The organism is Streptomyces sp. NPDC043876, from assembly GCF_056435825.1.
In genome coordinates this window covers 253,812-276,432 of the sequence record NZ_JBWKDV010000008.1, presented here as the reverse complement: position 1 = coordinate 276,432, position 22,621 = coordinate 253,812, and the positions used below count along the sequence as shown (strand labels likewise).

Annotated in this window: 15 protein-coding genes; 6 read left to right on the top strand and 9 right to left on the bottom strand. The window is 72.8% G+C overall.

From position 1 onward, the window contains the following. Positions 1–36: 36 nt before the first annotated feature. Positions 37–3,516, bottom strand: coding sequence for a M28 family peptidase (locus AC0693_RS25330; RefSeq protein ID WP_478803042.1), 3,480 nt, complete (start codon positions 3,514–3,516; stop codon positions 37–39). Positions 3,517–3,785: 269 nt separating this feature from the next. Here AC0693_RS25330 and AC0693_RS25325 point away from each other — a divergent pair, with 269 nt between their 5' ends. Continuing rightward, positions 3,786–4,757: a LysR family transcriptional regulator gene (locus AC0693_RS25325; RefSeq protein WP_469319869.1), complete on the top strand. Its 972-nt coding sequence runs from the start codon at positions 3,786–3,788 to the stop codon at positions 4,755–4,757. A 20-nt stretch (positions 4,758–4,777) separates the two neighbouring features. On the opposite strand, the gene AC0693_RS25320 is transcribed toward AC0693_RS25325, so the two are convergent. Beyond that, positions 4,778–5,374 (bottom strand): TetR/AcrR family transcriptional regulator, encoded by a 597-nt coding sequence (locus AC0693_RS25320; protein WP_478802977.1) that lies wholly within the window; start codon positions 5,372–5,374, stop codon positions 4,778–4,780. Between the two features lie 80 nt (positions 5,375–5,454). Next, the gene (locus AC0693_RS25315; protein ID WP_478802976.1) at positions 5,455–7,518 is read right to left on the bottom strand and encodes a galactose-binding domain-containing protein; all 2,064 of its coding nucleotides are present in this window, start codon (positions 7,516–7,518) and stop codon (positions 5,455–5,457) included. Between the two features lie 400 nt (positions 7,519–7,918). Here AC0693_RS25315 and AC0693_RS25310 point away from each other — a divergent pair, with 400 nt between their 5' ends. Further along, positions 7,919–9,046, top strand: a complete 1,128-nt coding sequence (locus tag AC0693_RS25310; RefSeq protein ID WP_478802975.1) for a mechanosensitive ion channel family protein — start codon at positions 7,919–7,921, stop codon at positions 9,044–9,046. A gap of 53 nt (positions 9,047–9,099) precedes the next feature. Here the strand turns inward: AC0693_RS25310 and AC0693_RS25305 are convergent, their stop codons facing one another. The 3 genes from AC0693_RS25305 to AC0693_RS25295 all read right to left on the bottom strand — a co-directional run bounded on the left by AC0693_RS25305 (position 9,100) and on the right by AC0693_RS25295 (position 13,057). Beyond that, positions 9,100–10,152, bottom strand: a complete 1,053-nt coding sequence (locus AC0693_RS25305) for a polyprenyl synthetase family protein (protein ID WP_478802974.1) — start codon at positions 10,150–10,152, stop codon at positions 9,100–9,102. A gap of 98 nt (positions 10,153–10,250) precedes the next feature. Then, positions 10,251–11,837: a D-alanyl-D-alanine carboxypeptidase/D-alanyl-D-alanine endopeptidase gene (gene dacB, locus AC0693_RS25300; RefSeq protein ID WP_478802973.1), complete on the bottom strand. Its 1,587-nt coding sequence runs from the start codon at positions 11,835–11,837 to the stop codon at positions 10,251–10,253. A 266-nt stretch (positions 11,838–12,103) separates the two neighbouring features. After that, positions 12,104–13,057 (bottom strand): DUF5829 family protein, encoded by a 954-nt coding sequence (locus AC0693_RS25295; protein WP_478802972.1) that lies wholly within the window; start codon positions 13,055–13,057, stop codon positions 12,104–12,106. 188 nt (positions 13,058–13,245) lie between these two features. Here AC0693_RS25295 and AC0693_RS25290 point away from each other — a divergent pair, with 188 nt between their 5' ends. Then, positions 13,246–14,814, top strand: a complete 1,569-nt coding sequence (locus AC0693_RS25290; RefSeq protein WP_468464002.1) for a CBS domain-containing protein — start codon at positions 13,246–13,248, stop codon at positions 14,812–14,814. A gap of 59 nt (positions 14,815–14,873) precedes the next feature. Here AC0693_RS25290 and AC0693_RS25285 read toward each other — a convergent pair whose 3' ends face one another. From AC0693_RS25285 to AC0693_RS25275, 3 genes are read right to left on the bottom strand one after another with little or no spacing between them, the layout of a single operon-like run. Then, on the bottom strand, positions 14,874–16,148 hold the full coding sequence (locus AC0693_RS25285) for an MFS transporter (protein WP_478802971.1): 1,275 nt from the start codon (positions 16,146–16,148) through the stop codon (positions 14,874–14,876). After that, positions 16,135–19,233 (bottom strand): DUF6271 family protein, encoded by a 3,099-nt coding sequence (locus tag AC0693_RS25280; protein ID WP_478802970.1) that lies wholly within the window; start codon positions 19,231–19,233, stop codon positions 16,135–16,137. Before AC0693_RS25280 ends, AC0693_RS25285 begins: the two co-directional genes overlap by 14 nt. Next, positions 19,215–20,357, bottom strand: coding sequence for a phytanoyl-CoA dioxygenase family protein (locus AC0693_RS25275; RefSeq protein WP_478802969.1), 1,143 nt, complete (start codon positions 20,355–20,357; stop codon positions 19,215–19,217). The genes AC0693_RS25280 and AC0693_RS25275 overlap by 19 nt, the downstream gene beginning before the upstream one ends. Before the next feature lie 333 nt (positions 20,358–20,690). Here AC0693_RS25275 and AC0693_RS25270 point away from each other — a divergent pair, with 333 nt between their 5' ends. From AC0693_RS25270 to AC0693_RS25260, 3 genes are all read left to right on the top strand, one after another. After that, the gene (locus AC0693_RS25270; RefSeq protein ID WP_478802968.1) at positions 20,691–21,548 is read left to right on the top strand and encodes an aminoacyl--tRNA ligase-related protein; all 858 of its coding nucleotides are present in this window, start codon (positions 20,691–20,693) and stop codon (positions 21,546–21,548) included. A 74-nt stretch (positions 21,549–21,622) separates the two neighbouring features. After that, positions 21,623–21,880: an acyl carrier protein gene (locus tag AC0693_RS25265; RefSeq protein ID WP_468463995.1), complete on the top strand. Its 258-nt coding sequence runs from the start codon at positions 21,623–21,625 to the stop codon at positions 21,878–21,880. Between the two features lie 10 nt (positions 21,881–21,890). Beyond that, positions 21,891–22,607, top strand: a complete 717-nt coding sequence (locus AC0693_RS25260) for a 4'-phosphopantetheinyl transferase family protein (protein ID WP_469319857.1) — start codon at positions 21,891–21,893, stop codon at positions 22,605–22,607. Positions 22,608–22,621: the final 14 nt, after the last annotated feature.

Genomic DNA, 22,621 nt, shown 5'->3' with positions numbered 1-22,621 from the left:
CTTCCCGTGCGTCCCGTGGGGGGACTCCGAGGGGTGTCAGCTCACCTGGAGGGTGACGTCGTCCACCACGAAGGAGGTCTGGAGGGACTGGTCCTCGACCCCCTGGAACTGGAGGGTGACCGTCTGTCCCGCGAACCGCGAGACGTCGTAGGTCTTCAGGACATAGCCCGACGTGGCGTTCACGTTGGACAGGGTCTCCAGGGTCTGGCCGCCCACCGACACCGTGAGGGTGTCGTAGACGACGCTCTCGGTCTCGTCGGTGTCGATGTGCACGTAGAAGGCGAGCCGGCCGGTGGCGCAGCCCGCCGGCAGGGTCAGCGACTGCGCCGCGCTGTCGGTGCGCGCGGTGCCCCAGCCGTTCAGCCACGCCATGTAGGCGCCGCTGTGCGGGGCCTCGCCCGCCTGGTTGGTGATGACGCCCGAGGTGGAGGTCCAGGGGCTGGTGCCGCTCTCGAAGCCGCCGTTCGCGACGACCTGGCGCGGGGTGCAGGACCCGCCGCCGCCGACGGTCAGCGTGTAGGTGGTGCTGTGGCTGGTGGTGCCGGTGCCCGTGACCGTCAGGGTGTAGGTGCCCGCCGCGGTGCCCGCGCCGACCTGGACGGACAGGGTCGAGGAGCTGCCGGACTGCACGGAGGACGGGCTGAGCGAGGCGGTGACGCCGGTGGGCGCGCCGGAGACCGACAGGTTCACGGTCTGCGGGCTGCCGCTCACGGTGGCCGTGTTGACGGTGGAGGTGACGCTGGAGCCGGGGTTGGCGCTGCCGGCCGCCGGTGAGGTGCTCAGGGAGAAGTCCTGCGCCGGGGTGTCGCCGCCGACGGCCTGCTTCCAGATCGTGTAGGCGACGCCGTCGGCGCTGCGGTCCAGGACCGTGGCGCTGATGTTGTTCGTGGTGTCGCAGCTGCTGTGGTAGCAGGAGTCGTAGGCGGCGTTCGCGGTGCCGCCCCACTTGGCGGCCTGCGCGGAGGTCTTGCGGGCGCTGGCGCCGGCCGCGTAGCCGGAGGTCGGGATGCCGCCCTGCTGGAAGGAGTAGTCGTCACTGCGGCCCTGGCCCTCGACGTTCTCCTCGGGGGAGAGGTTCAGCGAGGTCCAGTACGCCTTCATCGGGGCCGAGGTGGCCGAGTTGATGTTGTTGATGAAGTAGCCGCCGTTGGGCGAGCCGACCATGTCGAAGTTGTAGTAGCCCTTGATGGCGGACTTCTGGGTGCTGCTGAGCTGGCCCACGTAGAACTTCGAGCCGTTCAGGCCCTGTTCCTCGTCGGTCCACCACGCGAAGCGCACGTGCTTGGTCAGGGTCGGGTTCCGCTGCGCCAGGACGAGGGCGTTCTCCAGCAGGGTCGCCGAGCCGGAGCCGTTGTCGTTGATGCCGGGGCCCGCCGAGACGCTGTCGAGGTGCGCGCCGAACATGACGGTCTGGTCGGCGGGGCCGCCCGGCCAGTCGGCGATCAGGTTGTTCGAGGGGTAGGTGCAGGAGGTGCAGTTCTGCTCGGTGACGGTGTAACCGGCCGCCTGGAGCTTGCCCTTCACGTACGCCAGCGACTGGGTGTAACCGCCGCTGCCCGCCCGGCGGTTGCCGCCGTTCTGGGACGCGATCGTGTTCAGCTGGGCGAGGTGCGCCTGCACGTTCGCGACGTCGATGTTCGGCTGCCCGGGATCGGGCGTGGTGCCGCCGACGGTCAGCGCGTAGTCGACCGTGTGCGACAGGCCCGGTCCCTGCCCCTTGACGGAGACGGTGGAGGAACCCGGCGCCGCGGTGGAGGTGGCGCTGAGGGTCAGCACCGAGGACTGGCCGGACTGCACGGTGGCCGGGTTGAAGGAGGCGCTCACCCCGGACGGCAGCCCGGTGGCGGTGAGGGTGACCTGCTGGGCCGAACCGGTCGTGGTGGTCGTCGCCACGGTGGTGGTGAGCGATCCGCCCTGCTGGACGGTGCCCGCGGAGGGGTTCAGGGCCATCGAGAAGTCGTCGTTCTGACCGCTCGGGACGCAGGTGGTGTCACCGGCCTGGGCGGGCACGCTGATCGCGTCCCAGGCGGCCTTGGTCCGGTTGAACAGGTTGCAGGTGGTGGGGTCCAGCGACTTGGCCGCGCTGAGGGTGGCCGTCCGGTACTTCTTGTAGCTCATGCTGCTGGTCTTCAGCAGCATGCCGCCGTAGAAGATCTTGCCGGCGTTCTGCACGCCGACGCCCGTGAGCGCGCTCTGGTTGCAGGTGCTGCTGTTCGGCTTGCCGCCGCCCGGGCTGGTGCCCTCGGCCAGCAGGTAGAACCAGTGGTTGAGCGGTCCCGCCGCGGCGTGCACCTCGGTGCCGGGTATGGAGGAGCTGTAGCAGGCCGGGTCGTTGTTGACCGCGGGCGGGTTGTACATGTTCCGGATCGGGCCGCGGCCCTGGAGGTTGATCATCTCGCCGACGGTGTAGTCCGGCACGTCGTAGGGGGACGGCTCGTTGATGTACGCCTCGGTCAGCGCGCCGAAGATGTCCCCGGTGCCCTCGCCCAGTCCGGCCTCCTGGCCGCTGGTGCCACCCGGGGTGTTGGTGTCGATGGCGTGCCCGTACTCGTGCGCCACCACGTCGACGCCGGCGATCCACTCGTTGGCGCTGTTGTGCCCGATGGTGACCGAGCTGCCGTCCCAGTACGCGTTCAGGTCGGACAGGCCCACCTTGCCCGGGAAGCTGCGGCCGTTGCCGCTGACCCCGTTGCGGCCGAGCCACGCACCGAGCATGTCCCACTGCTTCTGGGCGGCGAACATGAGGTCCGTACAGCCGGTCTCCTTGGACGTGGCGTTCCCGGTGCCCCAGGAGTCCGACGACTTGGAGAAGACGCTGCCGCTGCTGTAGTCCGCGCAGCTCAGGCCGGTCCGGTTCGGGTCGCGCAGGGAGTACGTGCCCCCGGACGCGGTGGTGTCTATGGTCAGCGGGTTCGGGCCGTTCCACTTGCTGGTCCCGCTGCCGGCCACCACCTCGTCGTGGCGGTCGAGGACGGCGCCCGTGCGGGCGTCCACGAAGACGTGCAGCTTGCTCGGGGCGGTCGCGGTCCGGCCGGACAGGACGGTCTCCCAGGCCAGGACCGGGCGGTCGTCCTTGAGCCGGACCACCAGCCTGCTGTCCAGGACCTTGTCGGTCTTCGCCAGCTCCCGGCGGGAGCTGGCCTCCGCGGCCTTCGCGGTGACGGCCGGGGTCGTCGCCACCTCGATGGCCGTGGCGGAGGCCGACTGGACGGCGCGGACCCGGCCCTGGCCGTCGGCGAGGACCACCGCGTCGCCGCCGACCACCGGCAGGCCGCGGTAGGTGCGCTCGTAGGCCACGGAGTACAGGTCCTGGAGCCAGGGCGTGACCATCCGCCGGTCGTACTGCTGGCGGGGGGAGTTGACGAGGGAGTCGAGGCCGCTGCGGACGGCCGCGTCGGCGGCCGCGACCGCGCGGTCGGCCGACGTGGCCGGTGCGGGCTGGAGTCGCCCCGCCGGTTGCTGCGCGGCCGACGCGTTACCGGCCAGTGCGCCGGCGAGGCTCGCGGTCAGCGCCATCGCTGCCACGGTCGCCGTCCATCTGGTGGGCTGCAAGAGTCCACTCCGATCGTGTGTGGGGGGTTCCGGGTGGGGTCCGCCCGGGCAGGGCCTGTGCGCGGCCTCGGCAAAGGCTGTGCGGTTCCTGTGCGAAGGCTGTGCGGGGGATGTGCGCCGGGCGGGCGGTTCGCCGCCGAGTATGGGCGCGGGCATGGCGGGATTGGGACATCCCTGCGCGCATAAGACCCGCGTTATGGTGCGGGGCGCGTCACGCTGCGTACGCTGCCGCAATGCAGCTCGAGCTGAGACATCTGCACACCGTCTGCCAGATAGCGGAAGCCGGGAGCCTGGGCGGTGCGGCCCGGCGGCTGGGGGTCTCCCAGCCCGCCCTCTCCGCCCAGCTCCGTCGGATCGAAGGGGTCACCGGCGGCGAACTCTTCGTCCGCGGCCGGCACGGCGTGGAGCCCACCGCACTGGGCCACTTCGTGCTGGCCAAGGCCCGCCGGGTGATCCACGAGATGGACGCGCTCGGCGCGGAGGCGCGCGCGATGGCCGGGCACACCCCGCTGCGGCTCGGCTGCATCATGCTCGTCCTGCTCGACGGCCTGCTCGCCCGCACCGACCTCGACCTCTACGGCCGCGAGATCACCGTGGACCTGGAGGACTCGGTGACCGCACTGGTGCGGCTGCTCGGTGCGGGCCGCTACGACGTGATCGTCTACGGCGAGGTCAACGACCACGAAGTCCCTTTGCCCGGCGGGGTGCTGGGCCGCACCCTGATCCCCAGGGAGCCCTTCTGCATCCGGCTGTCCGACCGGCACCCCCTGGCGGAGCGGCCCTCCCTGGACCTGGCCGATCTCGCCGACGAACCCTGGATGACCCTGGTCGAGGACGACGACGGCGGGCCCGAGGCCCTCGTCGAGGCCTGCGCCAAGGCCGGGTTCACGCCCCAGCTGCGCTACCGGATCACCGACCGCATGATGCAGTACGACCTGATCTCGGCCGGCCGCGCCGTCTCGCTGTGCCAGCCCACCGCACCGGCCGTCCCGGGCACCGTGGTGCGTCCCCTGACCGGGGAACCGGTGGTGGGCCGCATCCGGGTCGCCTGGAACCGCGCGGCGGTCTCCGGCCTCCAGGCGGAACTCGTCTACCGCGCCGCGGCCCGCGCCTACCTGGCCAATGTGGACAACAACCCCTTCCACCGGGCCTGGTGGGACGCCCATCCCGAGGTGCACCCCGTGCTCGCAGAAGGGTCCCCGTAGGCCGGCTCAGTGCTCCTTGGTCAGCGCTCCTTGGTCAGTCCCGCGACGTGGTCGGCGATCATGTCGAGGATGCCGGCCGCCGCGTCGGCGTCGCCCAGGACCAGGAAGTGCAGGGTCAGCCCGTCCGTCATGGCGGCCAGGTAGCGGGCGAGCACCGGGACGGGGACGAGGAGTTCGAACTCGATCTGACGGCCCAGCCGGTCGAGGAGTTCGGCGTAGGTGTCGCAGTACAGCTCGTACTGCCGCCGGGCCAGCTGCTCGAACCCCGGCTCGCGCAGCGCGTACTGGGTGAGTTCGTACGTCAGCATGTGCTCGCCCGGCCGGGCCGCCACGTGGTCCCAGTACGCCTGGAGCCCCGCCCGGACGGTCTCGCGCAAGGTGGCCCGCGGCCGGATCGCCTCCTGCACCACCGCGACGTAGTGGTCGGTGATCGTGGTGAGGACGGACTCCAGCAGGGCCTGCTTTGAGTCGAAGCAGTAGTGGAAGACGCTCAGCGACACGCCCGCCTCGGCGGCGATGGACCGGGTGGTCGTCCGGGAGACGCCGTCGCGGGTCATCGCGCGGATCGCGGCCCGGGTCAGCTGCCCGCGGCGCTCGGCCAGCGGCATCCGTGCCATGACGGTCTCCATTCTCTCGGGTACGACGGGGACGCCCGCCCCCGGCAGGTGCGCCGGGGGCGGGCGTCCACATGATCGCGTCAGCTGCTGTATACGCCGACTTCGCGCAGGGAGTAACCCCATTGCGTGCCGCGTCCCACCCCGTGGACGCGGACGTAACGCGCGGAGACCCCGCCGAACTGGGCAGTGTCCAGGCCGCCGTCGCCCGTGGTCGTGGACCACACGGTCTGCCAGGCCGAGCCGTCGGTGGAGACCTCGATGCGGTAGGCCCTCCCGTAGGCGCGCTCCCAGTCCAGGGTGACGCGCTTGACCAGGCTCGCGGAGCCGAGGTCGACCTGGAACCACTGGTCGTCGCTCCAGTCACTGGCCCAGCGGGTGCCGGTGGAGCCGTCCACGGCCTGACCCGGGGCGTAACTGGTGAAGGGGTTCCACTCGGCCGAACTCGCGGAGGAGGCGGCTGCGGACGCGAGGTTCACCCCCGCCCGGTGCTGCTCCGAAGCGCCCCAGGTGCGCAGGTAGGACTCGGCGCCCCGGAACATGTCGTCCACCACGTCCTGGCCGCCGACCTTGCGGATGTCCTCGATCCAGTCCGGGACCATGCCGTAGTGCGCGCCGCCGTCGGTGTTGAAGTCCCAGGTGCGCTGTCCGGCGGTCAGCTTGTCGACGACCGAGCCGCCGTCGGTGCTGCGGAAGGGGTACGTCACCGCGTTCGGAGCACCTGCGCCGCGCGGGGCGGGCCAGCCGCCGACCCCGTTCATGTCGGTGCCGTAGCCGAGTCCGACCCGGTACTTGTCGCGCAGCGCGTCCTTGCTCTTCGCCTCCGCGCTGAAGCCCTCGGAGGCGCTCATGTACTGGGCGGCGAACCCGCCGAGCTTGTAGAGCCGCTCGGTCCAGGCGCTGTCCATCCAGCTGTGGGAGGAGAGGACCCCCGGGTACGAGGCGGACTCCAGGATGTCGAAGGCGCGGCCCGCGGCCTTGACGCTCATGTGGTCGACTTCGAGCATCATCTTGCGCTTCATCATGCCGCGCACGGCGTATTCGCCGAGGTCCGTCAGTCCGCGGCTGTTGCACTGCGCGTCGGCTGCATACGCCGGGACGGACACGCCCGCCGGCAGCTCCTTCTGCGCGCCGGGGGCCGGCGCCAGGCCGATGGGGTTGTCGTGCTGCGGACCGGTGCACTTCTCGGTCTGCCAGAAGGTGCCGGTCGACAGGAACTGCCCCACGTTGATCGCGGTGCCGAGCGCGCCCTCGTCGAACCGCACCCCGCACAGCGCGTTGTCGAACTTGTGGCACAGGAACATGCTGCGGACGCCGAGCGCGTGCAGCTCGTCCAGGCCCTTGTCGATGTCCGCCTTGCTGCACTGCGAGATGTCCAGCACCTGCTTGCAGCCGAAGGGCTCCGAGGTCTCGACGCCCAGCACCACCGCGAGCTTGCCCTGCTGGACGACGTCCCGCGCCTGGGCGGAGTCGGTGACGATCCGGAACCAGCCCTTGCCGGGGCCGCCGTACATCGCGTCGATGTACGCCTGCATGTCGTACGACTTCTTCGCCTCCAGGCGGATGGCCGTCATCTCGTCGCAGCTGCGGTCCTTGAAGAAGTAGACCGAGCAGATCACGCCGTTGGTGACCAGGTCGTTGACGAGCACGCGCTGTCCGCCGCGCCAGGCCCGCTCGATCCAGGCGTAGTAGTTCTGCTGGTGGGTGAGCGAGTCGTGGGCGGGCCAGTCCTTGAAGGTCGGCCAGCCCACCGGGTCGTGCTTGCCGTCACCGCCCTTGGTGACGAAGTCGAAGATCGCGAGGGAGCCGTCCGGGTAGTGCTCGGGGCAGTCCTTGAGCGCGTCGGCCACGCCCAGGTCGGAGAAGGGCTTGCCGCAGATGAGCCGGCCGCCGAAGCCCTCGTTGGCCATGATGTGGTCGTGGGCGTCGACGAAGCCGCGGACGCCGCCCTGGGCGTCGGTGCCCTTGAACGGCTCGCCGGTGACGTTGATCGCGGAGTCCGGGGCGGGCCGCGCGGTCGGGTTCCACCAGCCGGGGTCGGCGGCGGCGCTGGACGCCGGGCTGAGCGCCATCGCCAGCAGGGCGAGGAGCAACGACAGAACCAGAGCCGGTTTGCGCCGGGTGTACGGGTGTCGGGTCAAGGTCATCACTCACGTCTTCGGTCGGCTTCGCAGGGCGGCGGGAAAGGTCCCCAGGAGCGGGGCGAGCGGTCGTGCGCGTTGTCATGTTCCGAGCAAACGATGCGATGAGGGTCCCGGCTGCCGCACACGGAGTCAAGAGTCCGGGACGCTTGACCTGATGGACCGTCGGATCCGGTGTCCGGCCGGCGGGAGCGCTCCGGCGGCCCGCCCGCGGGGGCCGCCCCGGCGATGGGGCAGGATGGCAACCCGTTCGGAATGCGTACATCCGCATCCGCCCGCGCACCGCCGAACACGGCTGGTCCCACGACGAACTGACAGGTGACAAGGTGACGACACACCCCATACCCCGCCCCGCGGCGCCCGCCGCCACCCCGGCCCCGGCCCACCGCGCGGCGGAGGCCCGCCGGTGACCCGGGACCTCGTCGTGCACGACTGGCTGATCGCCGGGATCGCCCTGGCCGCGGGCGCCCTCGCCGGGCTGCTCGTCCGGGCCCTGCTGCGCTGGCTCGGCAAGCACGCCGAGCGCACCCGCTGGAGCGGCGACGACCTCATCGTCGACGCGCTGCGCACCCTCGCCCCGGGCGCGGCCCTCGTCGCGGGCGCCGCCGTCGCCGCCTCCACGCTGCCGCTGACCGCGCGGATCTCCGGATTCGTGAACCACACGCTGACCGCGGTGTTCATCCTGCTGGCCACGGTCGGCGCGGCCCGGGTCGTCGCCGGTCTCGTCCGGTCACTGGCGCAGTCCCGCACCGGGGTCGCCGGTTCGGCCACCATCTTCGTCAACATCACCCGGATCGTGGTCCTCGCGATGGGGGCCCTGGTCGCCCTGGAAACCGTGGGCGTGTCCATCGCGCCGCTGCTCACCGCCCTCGGCGTGGGCGGTCTCGCCGTCGCCCTGGCGCTCCAGGACACCCTGGCGAACCTCTTCGCGGGCGTGCACATCCTCGCCTCCAAGACGGTGCAGCCCGGTGACTACATCCGGCTCAGCGGGGGCGAGGAGGGGTACGTCGTCGACATCAACTGGCGCAACACCGTGGTGCGCAACCTGTCGAACAACCTGGTGATCATCCCGAACGCGCGGCTCGCCCGCACCAACATGACCAACTACACGCAGCCCGAACAGAAGCTGTCCCTCCTGGTCCAGGTGGGGGTCGGCTACGAGAGCGACCTGGAGCACGTCGAGCGGGTCACCCTGGAGGTGGTCGACAGCGTGATGGCCGACATCGACGGCGCCGTGCTGGACCACGAGGCGGCCGTCCGCTTCCACACCTTCGCGGACTCCCGGATCAACTTCACGGTGATCCTCGGCGTCGGCGAGTTCAGCGACCAGTACCGGATCAAGCACGAGTTCATCAAGCGCCTGCACCACCGTTTCCGCGCGGAGGGCATCTCGATCCCCGCCCCCACCCGGACGGTCACCCTCCAGGGGGACGCCGCGTCCCTGCCGGAGGAAGCCCCGCAGACCGCGCCCGCGCCGGTCCCGCACCAGCGCGAGGCGCCGCGCACGGTCACGGTCACCACCTCCGCCCCCTGAGCCCGCAGGCCCGGCCCCGAAGCGCCGACCCCGGCGCCCTGCCGCGGCCCGCCCTACACGGCGTGCCGCAACAGGGCCTCCGACAGGGCGACCAGTTCACCGACGGCGGAGGGGGCCAGCGGCGCCGCGTACAGGTCCGCGCGCGCCTCGTCCAGCAGGCGGCGCGCCTCCGCGACGGCGAACGCGCGCCCGCCCGCCTCCTCCACCAGGCGCGCCGCGCTGCGCACCGCGTCGTCCCCGGCCGGGCCCCGCGTCCCGAGCAGCCGGGCCAGAGCGGGCCCGGCCGCCGGGTCCAGGTGCACCGCGCCGAGGACCGGGAGGGTCTTCTTGCGGCGCCGCAGATCGCTGTGGACCGGCTTGCCGGTGGAGTCGGGGTCGCCCCAGATCCCCAGCAGGTCGTCGATCCCCTGGAAGGCGACGCCCCACCGGCGCGCCGCCAGGGACAGCGCCGCCACCGGCTCCGGCGGCGCGCCGGCCAGCACCGCCCCCAGGCTCATGGCGGAGGCGAGCAGGGACCCCGTCTTGCGCTCCGCCATCGCCCGGTACTCGGCGAGGTCCACGGCCGCGGGCCCGGTCCACGGCCGGGACTCGAACTCCAGGTCGTCCGCCTGCCCGTGCACCAGCTCGCCCAGGGTCCCGGTCAGCTGCCGCAGCGCCGCGCCGCCCCCGTCGCCCGGGGCCTCGGCCAGGGTGCGGAAGGCCAGGGCGAACAGCGCGTCGCCCGCCAGCACCGCGGGCCCGGTGCCGAAGGCCTTCCAGGAGCTGGCGCGGTGCCGCCTGCGCTCGTCGCCGTCCATGATGTCGTCGTGCATCAGCGAGAAGGTGTGCACCAGCTCGATCGCCACGGCGGCCGGCACGGCGCTCTCCGCGGCCGCGCCCACCGCCTCCGCCCCCAGGACGGCGAGCGCCTGGCGGATGCCCTTGCCGCCCGGGTCCCGGGTCGGGGTGCCGTCCTCGTCGCACCAGCCGAAGGCGTGGGAGGCGACCCGGGCCGGCGCCGGGTGCAGCTCCTGTACGGCCTTGCGGAGCGCGGGTTCGACCAGCCGCCGGGAGCGGAGCAGGGTGGCCCCGAGCGTGGAGGCGGGCGGACCGGGCTGCGCGGACATGGGCGGTGCTCCTGACGTGGGGCGTGCGAGCGGGGCGCGTGCGGGCGGGCACGCGCCCCCTCGATCATGGCACGCCGGGGTCGGGGCGCCGGCGCCGCTCAGCCCTCCTGGAGGTAGGCGGCGATCATGGCGAGGTCGTTGGCGATGGACAGGATGCCGGTGGGGTCGGTCGTCGGCGTCGAGGCGCCGGTGACCCCGGCGTAGAAGACGTCGTAGCGGCCGCCGCCCCGGTCCAGGTAGCCCGCGATCGTGATCGCGCCCACGCCCAGGCGGTTGTTGAGCGCGTCCAGTCCAACGGCGGCGCCCGTCTTGGCGAACACCTTCCCGCGCGCGGGGCAGGCCCGGCAGTTGTCGGCCAGCAGCCCGTCCACACCGAGGACGGGCAGCGACTCCCGGAACAGCCGGGCGTCGGGCGTGCGCATCCAGTACGACAGCATCTGCACTTCCGCCTGCGGCGTGGACCGGTCGACCTGGTTGCCGCCCCGGCCGTCCAGGAGCTGCACCTGCTCGCGGTCGACGCCCGCCGAGTCCAGGAACCGGGCGAGGACGGGGAACCCGTCCATGCAGGCGTGGCTGCCGGTCGTGACCGCCATCAGGCAGATGCCCAGATTGGCGCCCAGGTTGTGGCTGACCTTGAGGATGAGCTTGGCGTACTGCGCGTAGGGCGGTGAGGTGTACAGGGCCACGCGCGCGCGGCCCGTGTAGTCGGCGGGCAGCCCCGCCGCCGGGTTGGGGCCCGTCGGGGCCGCGCTGACGTGCACCCCCGCCCGTTCCAGGGCCTCGATCAGCGCCGTGCGGCCGAAGGCGGCCGGGTCGGCGACGGGGGAGACGCGCACCACCGGGGCGGAGCCCAGCGCGACCGTGCCGGACAGCTGGATCCGGGTCCCGTTGTCGGAGGCCGTGACCATGACGGCCGACTGCTCGCCCGCGGCCACCGTCTTCACGGTCGAGGTGACCCGGTAGGGGGCGACCTTCGGCCGCCAGTCCAGGCGCGCCGGCGCGTCGGCGCGGTCGCCCGGGGTGGCCGTGATGTCGATCAGGTTGTCGTTGATGATCAGCGGGGTCGGGGTGGGGACGAGCACCGGATCGGCGGCGAAGAGCCGCTGGTCGACGATGACGTTCCCGTCGACGCGGGTGATGCCGGCGCGCCGCACCTGCCGCGCCATCTCGTCGATCCCGGCGAGCGGGTCCTCCGGGGTGAGCGTCGCGCCCGGGACGTCGTTGGCGTAGGTGTGGTCGAGGGAGGTGAAGGCGACCGTGCCGTCCGGGGCGGTCCTGCCGCCGAGGGTGAGATCGCCCTGGGCCACCAGCGCGAGGTCGCCGTCCAGGGTGGCGCCGCGCCGCTCGCCGACCGCGTACACCGGGGTCTCGAAGCGGTGGTCGGAACCGAGGGTCTTCCAGGGCCCGGACACGCTGAACAGCTTCGCGGTGGAGCCGGGGATGAAGAACTGCCCGGGGAAGCTGCCGCGGACCACGCGCCCGGTCGTGGGGTCGGTCTGCAACAGGCCCCACTGGGCGTTGCGGTACTCCGGCTTCCGCATGATCTCCGTGATCCGCGGGTCCAGCGGGGCGGACGAGGCGGATGGCGAGGCCGGGGTGGCCGGGACGGTCGGGGTGCTCGGCGTGGGGGTCGGCTGCGGGGGCGGCGGCGTGGCCGCGGCCGCCGGGACCGCGGCCAGGGCCACGAGCAGCAGGGCCGCGCATCCGGCCCCCGCGCGGCGCCGCCGCGATCGCGGTCGCGGGCACGATGCACTCACTCTTCGCACCACGGCAGGCCCCGTTCGTCTCGACGGACTGCGGCTGCGTCGCCCGGTCGATGGCGACCCGGGGGCACCGTCCAGCCTGGCACGGCGGCCCCGGGCCCGCACGTCGTCGGCTGTACGGGGACGTCCGGGCTACGGGGGCGTCCGGCGGACCGGCGGCGACGGCCGGGGCTGCCACGGGCCGGGAGTCAGCGGGACGCGCCGCCGGGACCGGTGGCGTCGAAGGACCACACGGCACGGTCGCCCGGGCCGACCACGAGCGTGGAGTGCCCGAGGCGCTCCTCGTGCCGGGACGCCACCGGGTGGTTGAGGGACAGCTCCACCCGGCGCAGCCCGGCGTCCTCGCGGGCGACGGAGTCGAGTGCGATGGTGACGCCGCCGCCCCGGGCGACGACACCGCCGCCCGGGAGCTGCCGCACGTGGAAGCCGCCCGCCCGGAGCAGCGGCACCGTGTGGGCGAGGTCGCCCGCGGTGACCGCGAGGCGGATCGAGGTGACGTCCCGCATGAGGTGGTCGCGGTAGGCGTCGGACAGGTACCGCTCGCGGCCCACGTCACCGGGGAAGGCCGCCGGTTCGGTGCCGCTGCGCGGGTCGGCGAAGTACTCCGGCCGGTACTCCATGCCCCAGGCGCCGAAGCCGTCGTACTGCTCGGACGTGAGGACGGCGTCGAACCACGGCACCGGGACGCCGTCGCCGAAGTCGCGGGTCTGGCGGAAGGCGATGGGCTGCGGGACGCCGAGGCCCGGCAGCCGGCCCGTCACCGTGGCGAGGTCACCGGCCCGTTCGACCGAGAGGCCCATGCCCCCCGCGCCGAGGAGCCCGTCCTGGCCGGGGACGTCGCCGACGCCGAACAGTTCGAGGTAGGTCTCGCGCCCCGTCAGGTAGCGCCCGGTCCACTTCTCCCCGCCCGCGCCGGTGGTGGTGCGGACCTGGAAGTCGGCGAAGTCCCGCAAGTAGGCGGAGTGTTCGACCGCGTCGGCGGTCTCCCGGTCGAGCACTCCGTAGGCGTGGTTGTAGAAGAGCAGCTGACGACCGGCCCCCGCCCCGCCGCCCTCGGCAGCCGCGACGCCACAGGCGCCTCCGGCCAGCCCCAGGGCCACGGCGAGGACCATGAACACGTGCACCACACGACGCAACGGCATGCCGCCGATCGTAGGACGCGGCCCCCGCGCCCGCGGCCCGTTCGAAGGATTCGAACCGGTTCTGGACATGACGATTCCCGGCCATCACACGGTCGCGCAGGAGCGGATCGGGTCGCTGCTCAGTACTCTTGCGGCTTCCGCGGAACGGCGGACGGTCGAAGGACGCGGACACGGGGTGGGGCGGGGTTGTGGCAAGGGCGTGGACGGTCAGAGGTGGGAAACAGGGCGAGCGGGAGCAGGCGGCGCTGGACGAAGGACTGGTCGTCGCGGGCTGGGAAAGCCTGGGCGACCTCTCGGACTGCTCGGCCCTCGAGGAACTGGGTGAGCTGCTCCGGCGCACCTACCCGGAGGAGGCACCCCGGACCGTTCGGAGCTGGACGCACCAGCTGCGCCGGTTCCTGACGATGGAGACCGGGGACTTCGTCGTCATGCCGCGCAAGTTCCGGTCGGTGATCGCGATCGGGCGGCTCACCGGCCCGTACGAGTACCGAGGCGAGAATCCGCCCGGATTCCGTCACGTCCGCAAGGTCACGTGGGAACGCCGCGACGTGGAGCGGGCCGCCGTCAAGGGGGACCTGCGGGACAGCATGGGGTCCTTGCTGACCATCAGCGAGCTGAGCCGTGGCGACGCGGTCCGGCGCGTGGCGACACTGGCTGTCGGTGGCGTGGATCCCGGCTACCGCGGCTACATCGAGCCGCCGGCCGGGCCCGCAGAGCTGGAGAGCGACGTCGAAGAAGCCGGGAGCCGCCAGCTGACGGCCCGGGACCTGATCGGCCTGTGGGGCTGGTCCCGGCGGACCGCCGACGTCATCGACCTCGTGGACCGGGAACTGGTCGCGCGGGGACTGCGGGCGGATCCGCACTTCACCGACGTGCGCATGGACGGCATCGTCACCGTGTCGGCCGTCGCTGCGGCGACGGCCGAGGCCGACGTGACCGGACCGGACAGCGGGCGCGCCTATCAGGACGCCTATCAGGACACCGCCGCGGGCGTGGACGACGGATCGGACCAGGCGGACCTGGCCTGGCGCATCGGCAGTCTGCCGTTCGTACGCGATGTCGTTTCCATCGAGGAACAGGCACCCTTGAGCCGGGCCGTCACCCGCATGATCCAGGGAGACTTCTCGCAACTGCCGGTCGTCGGGCCGCACGACCGGCTCATCGGCGTGGTGACGTGGGAAGGCATTGCCCGCGCCCAGCTCGGGCGGCGCGAGGCCACTATCGCCGAGGCGATGCACCGCCATCCGCGGACGGCACGGGAATCCGAGGAACTCTTCGGGCGCATCGGGGACGTGCAGCACCGCGGCTTCCTGATCATCGTGGATGCGGAGGGCGTCGTGGTCGGCATCCTCACCGCTTCCGACCTGGCTGCCCAGTTGAAGCTGCGCGTCGAACCCTTCACCCTGCTCGAAGAGGTGGAGCGCAGGCTGCGCCGAGCGGTCGGCTGCTTCACCGTCGAGGAACTGCGCGCGTCGCACAAGCCCCACATGGCAGCGAAGATCCACTCGGCTGCCGACCTGACTCTCGGCGCCTACCGCTTCCTGATCGACGACGACGCCCGGTGGGCGAAGCTCGCCTGGCCGTATGAGCGCGAGGACATCGTCGACCGGCTCAAGACGGTCAGCGCCTACCGGAACGCCTTGGCGCACTGGGACGTCGACGCCCCCGAACAGGACGCTCCGGCTCTGGACGCGACCAGGCAGTTGCTCAAGCTCCTGCAGGTGATCGACCGTGACCCCGTCCCCGGGGGCGCCTGACCACGGGGGCACGCTGGGCGCCGACCGCTGACACCGTCAGTGACCGGCGCCGAGTCCGCTCACCGAGCAACATCCTTCGCGGCCGCCTCGACCGCGCCCTCCGGTGTGCGGGTGAGGGCGCGGATCGCGGGGATGGCGAGCATGAGCGCGAGGAGCAGGACGCCCACGGCCGAGGAGAAGAGCAGGACGCGGTCGGCGCCGAAGGATTCGGCCGCCGGGCCGGCCAGGGCCCGGCCCAGCGGGATGACCATGATGGAGCCGGCCACGTCGTAGGCGGAGACCCGGCTGAGGACGGCCAGGGGGATGTGCGACTGCACGCTCGTCGCCCACATGACGCCCCAGAAGGCGAACCCGCAGCCCGCCAGCACTCCGGTGAGCGCCGTCAGGGTGAAGGACCAGCCGAGCGCGGGCGCCAGCGGGTTGAGGGAGAAGAAGAACATGGCACAGGCCCCCGCGACGAGCGGCCGGGCGGGCCGCACCCGCATGCCGAGCAGGCCGCCGACGATCGTCCCCGCGCCGTCGGCGGAGGCGATCCAGCCGTAACCGCCGGCCCCATGCTGTTCGGTGAGCAGCGCCGCGCCGAGCGGCAGCGCCGGCCCGAAGACGAAGAGGCCGTAGACGGACCAGACCGCGATGACGCCCCACAGCCAGGACCGGGACCGGAACTCGTGCCAGCCGGTGACGAGCCTGCGCGACATCGGCTCGTCGCTCTCGTCCCGGGTGGTGCCGAGCGCGCGCAGCGGGGTGAGGCCCAGCGCGCTCAGTGCGTAGAACGCCGCGATGACCACGAACGAGCCCGCCACGTCCCAGTAGGCCACGAGCAGACCGGCCACGCCCGGACCGAGCAGCGTGCAGATCGCCTCGGAGATCCGCAGCAGCGCGTTCGCCCGCTGGATGTCCTGCGCGACCCGGGGGACCATGCTCGCCAGACCCGGCTGGAACATGGCGGTCGCGGCGCCGCTGAGCGCCAGCAGGGCCATGATCTGCCACAGCCGTACGTGGTCGGTGGCGAGCAGCGCCGCGAGGGCGAGCATGGCCACCATCCGCACCGCGTCCGCGCCGACCATCATCACCTGCGGGGTGAAGCGGTCGGCCAGCACGCCGCCGAAGAGCACCAGGAGCACGATCGGAGCCATCCACGCGGCCAGCGCGTACCCGACCCCGCTCGCCCCGTAGCCCGCGCCGAGCACGGCGGTGGTCAGCGAGACCATCAGCATGCCGTCGGCGAGCAGCGAGGTGCTGCGGGCGGTGAAGAACAGGCGGAAGCGGCTCGACCGCCACGGGCTGGGGAGCGGGACCCGCTCCGGCCGTACGGTTACCTCATCCATCGTCATGTGACATCCGCCGTTCCCGGCCGTTCCCTTCCGCGAGGATCTGCTGCCGGAGCCACGCGTCGCTCCGGTCGGTCTGTGCCGGGGGGTCCTGCACGATCACGTACCGGCGGGGGGCCAGCACGCCGGGACGGCCCGGGAGGGCGTCCATCAGTGCGGCGTGCGCCCGCGCCGGCGTCAGCGGGGACCCGCCGGAGGCGATGAACGCGGTGAGGCCGCCGGGCGACGCGCTGCCGCCGGCCGGGGCGCCCGGAGCCTCCGCCTCGGCCGTGACGTGCACGGGCAGGCCCCCGAGCGCCCTGCTCAGGGCGTCCGCCACGTCGGGCGGCGAGACCCAGCAGCCGTCCACCCGCCGCCAGCGCGCGTCGCGTTGGACCGTACGCACGCCGGTCACCGCGGTGAGCGAGGCGAGCGGTACGTCCCCGGCCGCGGCCGCCTCCAGCAGCCGGACGAGACCGGTGAGGAAGCCCTCGGCCTCGGCCCGGGGGAACAGTGCGGGGTCGGCCCACATCCCGATGTGGAGCACGGGGTCCGTGCGGTAGGCGAAGGCCAGGACGCGGGTCGGCAACACCTGGACCGGGCCCCAGCTCAGCTCCGGTCCGGGACCGGAGCCGTTCTCGTCAGCAGGGGCGTTGGCGGTGGAGAGCAGCGTGCTCACGTCGTTGAACACGACGTCGCGCGCGAAGTGGCTGCCGCGCTCGAAGGTGACCCGCCCGATCATCTCCCACAGGCGGACGGAGTCGAACCGGCTGTGCCGGTAGGCGTTGAGCGCCGCCCCCCAGGCCGTGCGCAGCAGCGCGTCGAAGGACGGGACGCCGACGTCGAGGGCGAGCAGCGCGTCCTGGGACACGGTGTTCACCGAACGGGCCAGCCGGGGCAGGAACCGGTTGGACGTCGGCACCGCCGCGACGCAGGTGCGCTGGCCCGCGCGGTGCGCGACGAGGGTGCACCACGCCGTCAGCAGCACGGTCGAGGGAAGGCTGCCGGTGCGCTCCACGACGCGGGCCAGGGCCCGGGCGCCGCGCTCCGAGCGGAGGGTGAGCTGGGGTATGCGTACCTCGGTACCCGTGGCCCCCGGCTCCGCGAACATCGCCTGGGGACCGGTGCGCAGGATCTGCTCCCAGTACCGCAGGGACGCCGCGGACTTCCGCAGCCCGGCCGGAGCCGCCTCCTCGGCGGCGAGGTCGAGCGGGGTGAAGGCCGTCACCGGCGGCAGCGGTTCACCGGCCAGCAGGGCGAGCCACTCCTCCCGCAGGACGGCGAGGGCGCTGCCGTCCGCCACGGCGTGGCTGGACACGAGGGCGACGGAGACGGGAGCGCCCCGCTCGGCGACGACGGAGATCCGCAGGGGGAAGTCCCGGTCGAGGGCGTAGCGTTCGGCGCGGGCCTGGCGGGCCAGCGCCTCGGCGTACCGCGCCGGTTCCGGCGGCAGTTCCTCGTGGTCGAGGACGGTGACCTCGAACTGCCCCTCCGGCGCGACCAGCTGCTCGGCAGGCGCGTCGCCCGGGGCCGGCGGGGAGCCGGTGGCGCGGGGGAAGGTGGTGCGCAGCGCTTCGTGCCGCACCACGAGGGTGCGCAGTGCGTCGATCGCCGCGGTGAGTTCCGTGCCCGCGGGTACCGGCCACACGTCGTGGATGTTGATGTGCGCGGGATCGTCGCGCAGGATGCACCGGATCATGTTGGCCTGCCCCATGGTGACGGGGCCCCGGCGTTCGGCGCCGCCCGCGTAGCGGACGGTGACGGTTCGGGTGTGGATCCTCGCCGACCGCCCGAAAGCGGTCCGTTCGGTCGTGATCCCTTCGGCCGCGCTCGCGCGGACCAGCGGTTCCCAGGCGTCGATCAGCAGGGCGAAGGCTGCCATGTCCGCGCGGGCCTCGTCCAGGAGTTCCCCGCGCCGGGCGGCGAGTGCGTCCGCGACCGTCTCGTAGCGCCCGCCGAGCTTGCGGTAGCAGCGGTCCAGGACGTCGAGCCGTTCGGCGTTCTCCTCGCGGCCCGTCGGCGTGGTCTCCCGGACGAACCCGGCGACGGCTTCGGCGCGTACCCGGCCCCCGGCGTCCAGCAGTTCCTCGCCCGCGGCCGCCATCCGGGCGTGGGCGGCGTTGAAGTAGCCGCTCGACAGCAGGTACTTCGCAAACCGCTCCTGGTAGGCGAGGAAACCGCTGTCCGAACGTCGTTCGGCGGTGTGGTAGTTGACGATGTGGCGGTTGTGCAGGACGCCGGGGAGCCGGGCGTCGTCCACCAGGTGGATCAGGAAGTAGTCGCTGCCGATGGTGTCGGTGGCGGGCGGCAGGGGCACGCGGCCGTAGACCGCGCGGTCCAGGCCGATGTTGCACATGTCCACCCGCGTCGGGCCGACCCGGGTGAGCGTGGTGTGGTCGGCGGTGAACGGGGTGGTCCCGGCGCCGCGGAAGGCCTGGTCGATCAGGTTCCGCCGCCAGACCTCCGCGAGACCGGCGGGCACCGACAGGCCGATGACCTCGTCGTAGACGCCGGGGTCGAGCCGGTGGATCTCCTCCACGTCCACGGACATCGCGCCGACGAAGGAGGCGCCGACCAGGGCCACCGGCCGGTGGGCGGAGGCGGGGGCCAGCCTGCTGCGGGACACCAGCCCGGCCACCTCGGCGGCGGGGCGGCCCAGCGCGGCCAGTTCGTGGTGGAGGGGGAAGACCGGCTCGCCGTCCAGCAGTTGGTAGCGGCTGTCGGAGTCGCGGCGGTGCACCGAGGCGCAGCCCAGTGCCTCCGCGATGAGGAAGGCGCGGTTGGTGCAGGCGCCGTAGGACACGCCGGACGGCAGCATCAGGTCGAGCAGCCGGTCCGGCCCGGCGACGCCGGAGCGGGCGATCACCCGGCGCAGGAAGGAACGCTGCTCGTCCTCGTCGAGGTGGTGGACGATCACGCCGGGCGCCGGAGGCAGCGCGCGCACCGCCTCCCGGTGCTCGGCGAGCACCGGGGCTGCGGCTGAGTCCAGGATCAGCAGGTGCACCTCGACGCCGAAGTGGTGTGCGCCGTAGGCGGCTTCCGCTCCGATCGCGGCGATCGTATCGGTGCAGGCGCGGTTGGTGGGGAGGGTCAGGCAGACACGGCGCACGAGGTCTCCCCGCTCTGACCGGGAGCCGCGTCCGTGCCCGCGCCCCCCGGGGCGGCCGCGGCCGTGTCCGTGTCCGCGTCCGTCTCCGTCCAGGAGGTGAGCCCGAGGAGGCGGCGCCCGAGGGGATTGAGGGTGGCCGTGGGGTAGCGCTCGGACTCGGGACGCACCGGATCGCCGACCAGGGTGCGGTTCCAGCGGGGGGTGCGCAGGTGCCGCCAGGACTCGACGCGGGAGCGCCGCAGCCTTTCGTGCTCCTCCAGCGCCGGCATCATCGAGAGGTACTGGACCGCGCGCGCCCCGTCCGTCGAGGTGTTGCGCGCGACGCCGTGGGCGAGGAGGCCGTTCCAGATCAGCAGGTCGCCGGGGCGCAGCTCGGGCCGCACGACGGGGAATTCGGTGCGGTCCACATCGGGCCGCAGCGGGTCCCGGTCGGCCGGCTGGGCGGTCTTCCACTCCTCGAACCGCCGGAACAGCTCCGGGTTGCACTGGAATCCGCCCAGCTCGGGGCTGGTGTCGTTGAGCGCGATGATGCCCTGCACGCGCTGCGGGGGGACGCCGAGGGTGGTGTCGATGTCCCAGTGCAGCTCGATGTCGAAACCCCGGTCCGTGGGGTCGATCAGGGCGCGGTCGCGGTTCTTGACGTTGGGCGGGTTGAGGTTCAGCCGGTCCAGCGTGACCCACAGCTCCTCGCAGTCCCAGACGTCCACGAAGGCGTCATACACCCGCTGCGACTGGCGGCTGTCCCACAGCAGTTGGTGGTGGTAGGCCTCGACGAAGCCGTAGACGTGCAGCTGCTGGTCCAGCTCCGAGCGGAACGGCCGGTCCTCGTGCCAGGTGTCGGGCCGGTCCGGGTCCAGGCCCTGGAAGTCCCACGTGAAGTCCAGCAGGCGGCGCGCCTCGTGGGCCGGTATCGCCTCCCGCACGATGACGTATCCGTACGTCTGCCAGTGGGCGAAGTCCGCTTCGGAGAGCACCCGCAGCGGCCGTGACTTCTTCAGTTCCCGCAAGGTCGTCTGGGCCAGGTAGGACTCGCCGTCGGCGCTGAAGTAGGGACGGTCGGACGGCGCCCGGTGCAGCCTGGGGCGGGGACGGCGGGGGCGACCGTCTGGAGCGGAAGTCGTCATGTTCAGCAGGATTGGTTTAGACCATAGCTGCTGTCAAGTGCCGTCTCAATATGCTGATTGGGTTGCATTCGATCCCGAAACACCCCTCGCGCCGATGATCGCCGGTATGACAACTTTGGTCTAGACAATCCCCGAGATGCTGGCTTAGTGTCCTGGTGACGCAGCTCCTGCCCCCGGCGGAGCGTCAGCCGCCTTCCTCGCTGTGCCGAGGTCAACGGCGGCCCCGTCCACGGCCGTTCGCACCGTCGCGCCCAGGCCGCGGTACGCACGTTCCGCCCATCCGGCCGACGCCCTCGACGACTGTTCATCCACGCCCACAGGGAGCGGATCTCCATGAGCACACCCAGCATCACCGCCTTGCCGGACGGCGGTCTGAAGAACCCCGGTCCGGGCCTGATCACGCTGGACCCGGTCCACACCGCCCTGCTGCGCGGTCTCGACGACCTGCTCACCGGGCTCGCCGCGCGGCTCGCCGCCCCCGAGGTGATGGGGCCGCCGCTGCTCGCCGCCGAAGGGCTCGCGCGACTGGACTACTTCCGCAACTTCCCCCATCTGGGAGTCTCCGCCGGGCGGTTCGCCCCGGAGACGTTCGACGCGCTGGCGGCCGGTGACGCGCCCGGCGAGCTCTCCCTGCGGCCGACCGGCCACCTGCTGCCGTCCGCCACCTGCTACGGACTGCTGCTCTCCCTGGAGGGCCGGGACGTCGGCGAGGACGGCCTGCGGCTCTCCGCCACCGGCCGCTGCTTCCGCAACGAGACCCACTACGACGGGCTGCGCCGCCTGTGGGGCTTCCACATGCGCGAAGTGCTGTACCTCGGCACGCAGCAGGGCGCGGTGGAACACCTGGCGCAGGGCGCCGAGTTCGTCCAGGAGCTGGCCGGGCGCCTCGGGCTGGATCTGACCCGCGCCGTGGCCGACGACCCCTTCTACGACAAGGGCGGATCCCGGGCCCGGCTGATGGCCCTGGATCCGGTCAAGCACGAGTTCAACGCCCCCGACGGCACCGCGATCGCCTCCGTGAACCGGCACCGCAACTTCTTCGGCGAGCGCCTCGGCATCCGCGCGGGTTCGCACGGACCGGTCTACAGCGCCTGCGTCGCCTTCGGCGTCGAGCGCTGGGTCCACGCGATGATCCTCGCCCACGGCAGCCCCGAGCGGGCGCTGGAGCGCCTGCGCGACGCCGCGGCCTGAGCCCTGCCCGACACCACCGCACCAGCACCAGCACCAGCACGATCACGATCACGAGCAAGGAGGGCACCCGCCCCATGGAACGCATCGCCGCGTGGCTCCACGAGAAGAACCCCGGACTGGAGGGCGCGATCGGGGCCGACGAGGACCTCATCGAGGCCCGCCTGATCGACTCGATGGACTTCCTCGAGTTCATCGACCTCCTGGAGGAGATCTCCGGCTCCACCATCGACCTCCAGGACGTCACCATCGACGACTTCCGCACGCTCGCCCGCGTCCGGGAGCGCTTCCTCCCCACCTCGGCACTGGCCGACGCCTCCGCGTCGGCCGGGTGACCGCCCGCCCGTGACCGGCCCCCCGGTGCCGGGCCGCGCGGACCCGTACCGGGGGGAGCGCCCGTACGCCGGTGAGGGCCTGCACGGTGGGGAGGCCCTCACCGGCCGCGCGGCCCCGGAGGTGGCGGCCCCGGAGATGGCGGTGGTGGCGGTGGTGGCCACCACCGGGGAGGTGCTGGCCCACCCGGAGCTGCACGAGGGGCTGCTCGCGCCGTGGGAACACCAGCGCCTCGCCCGGATCCGGGTGCCGGGCCGCCGCGACGACGTGCTGGCGGCCCGGCTGCTGGTACGGCTGTGCGCCGCCCGGTTCACCGGTCTCGCGCCGGGCGCGTCGGCCCCGGCCCAGTACTGCGCCGGGTGCGGACGCTCCGGGCACGGGCGCCCGTACCTGCCCGGCCACCCCGGGGTGGGCGTCAGCCTGAGCCATGCGGACGGGCTGGCCGCGGCCGCCGTGGGGCCCGGCGCGGTCGGCGTCGACGTGGAACCGTCGGCGCGCCGCCCCGGCTCCCTGGGAGTGCTGCGGCGGATGGTCCCCGACGCCGCCCTGCGCGAGGCCACCGCGCAGCCGGACCCCGGTGCGGCGCTGCTGCGGCTGTGGGTGCGCCGCGAGGCGCTGTTCAAGGCCGGCCGGGAGGACGTACGGCTGCTGGAGTGGACGGACCACCGGCGCGGGGCCGTGGTGGCGGTGGCCGGCGCCGCCCCCGCCACGGTCTTCGCCGTCGGCTGACCCCCGGCGGCGCG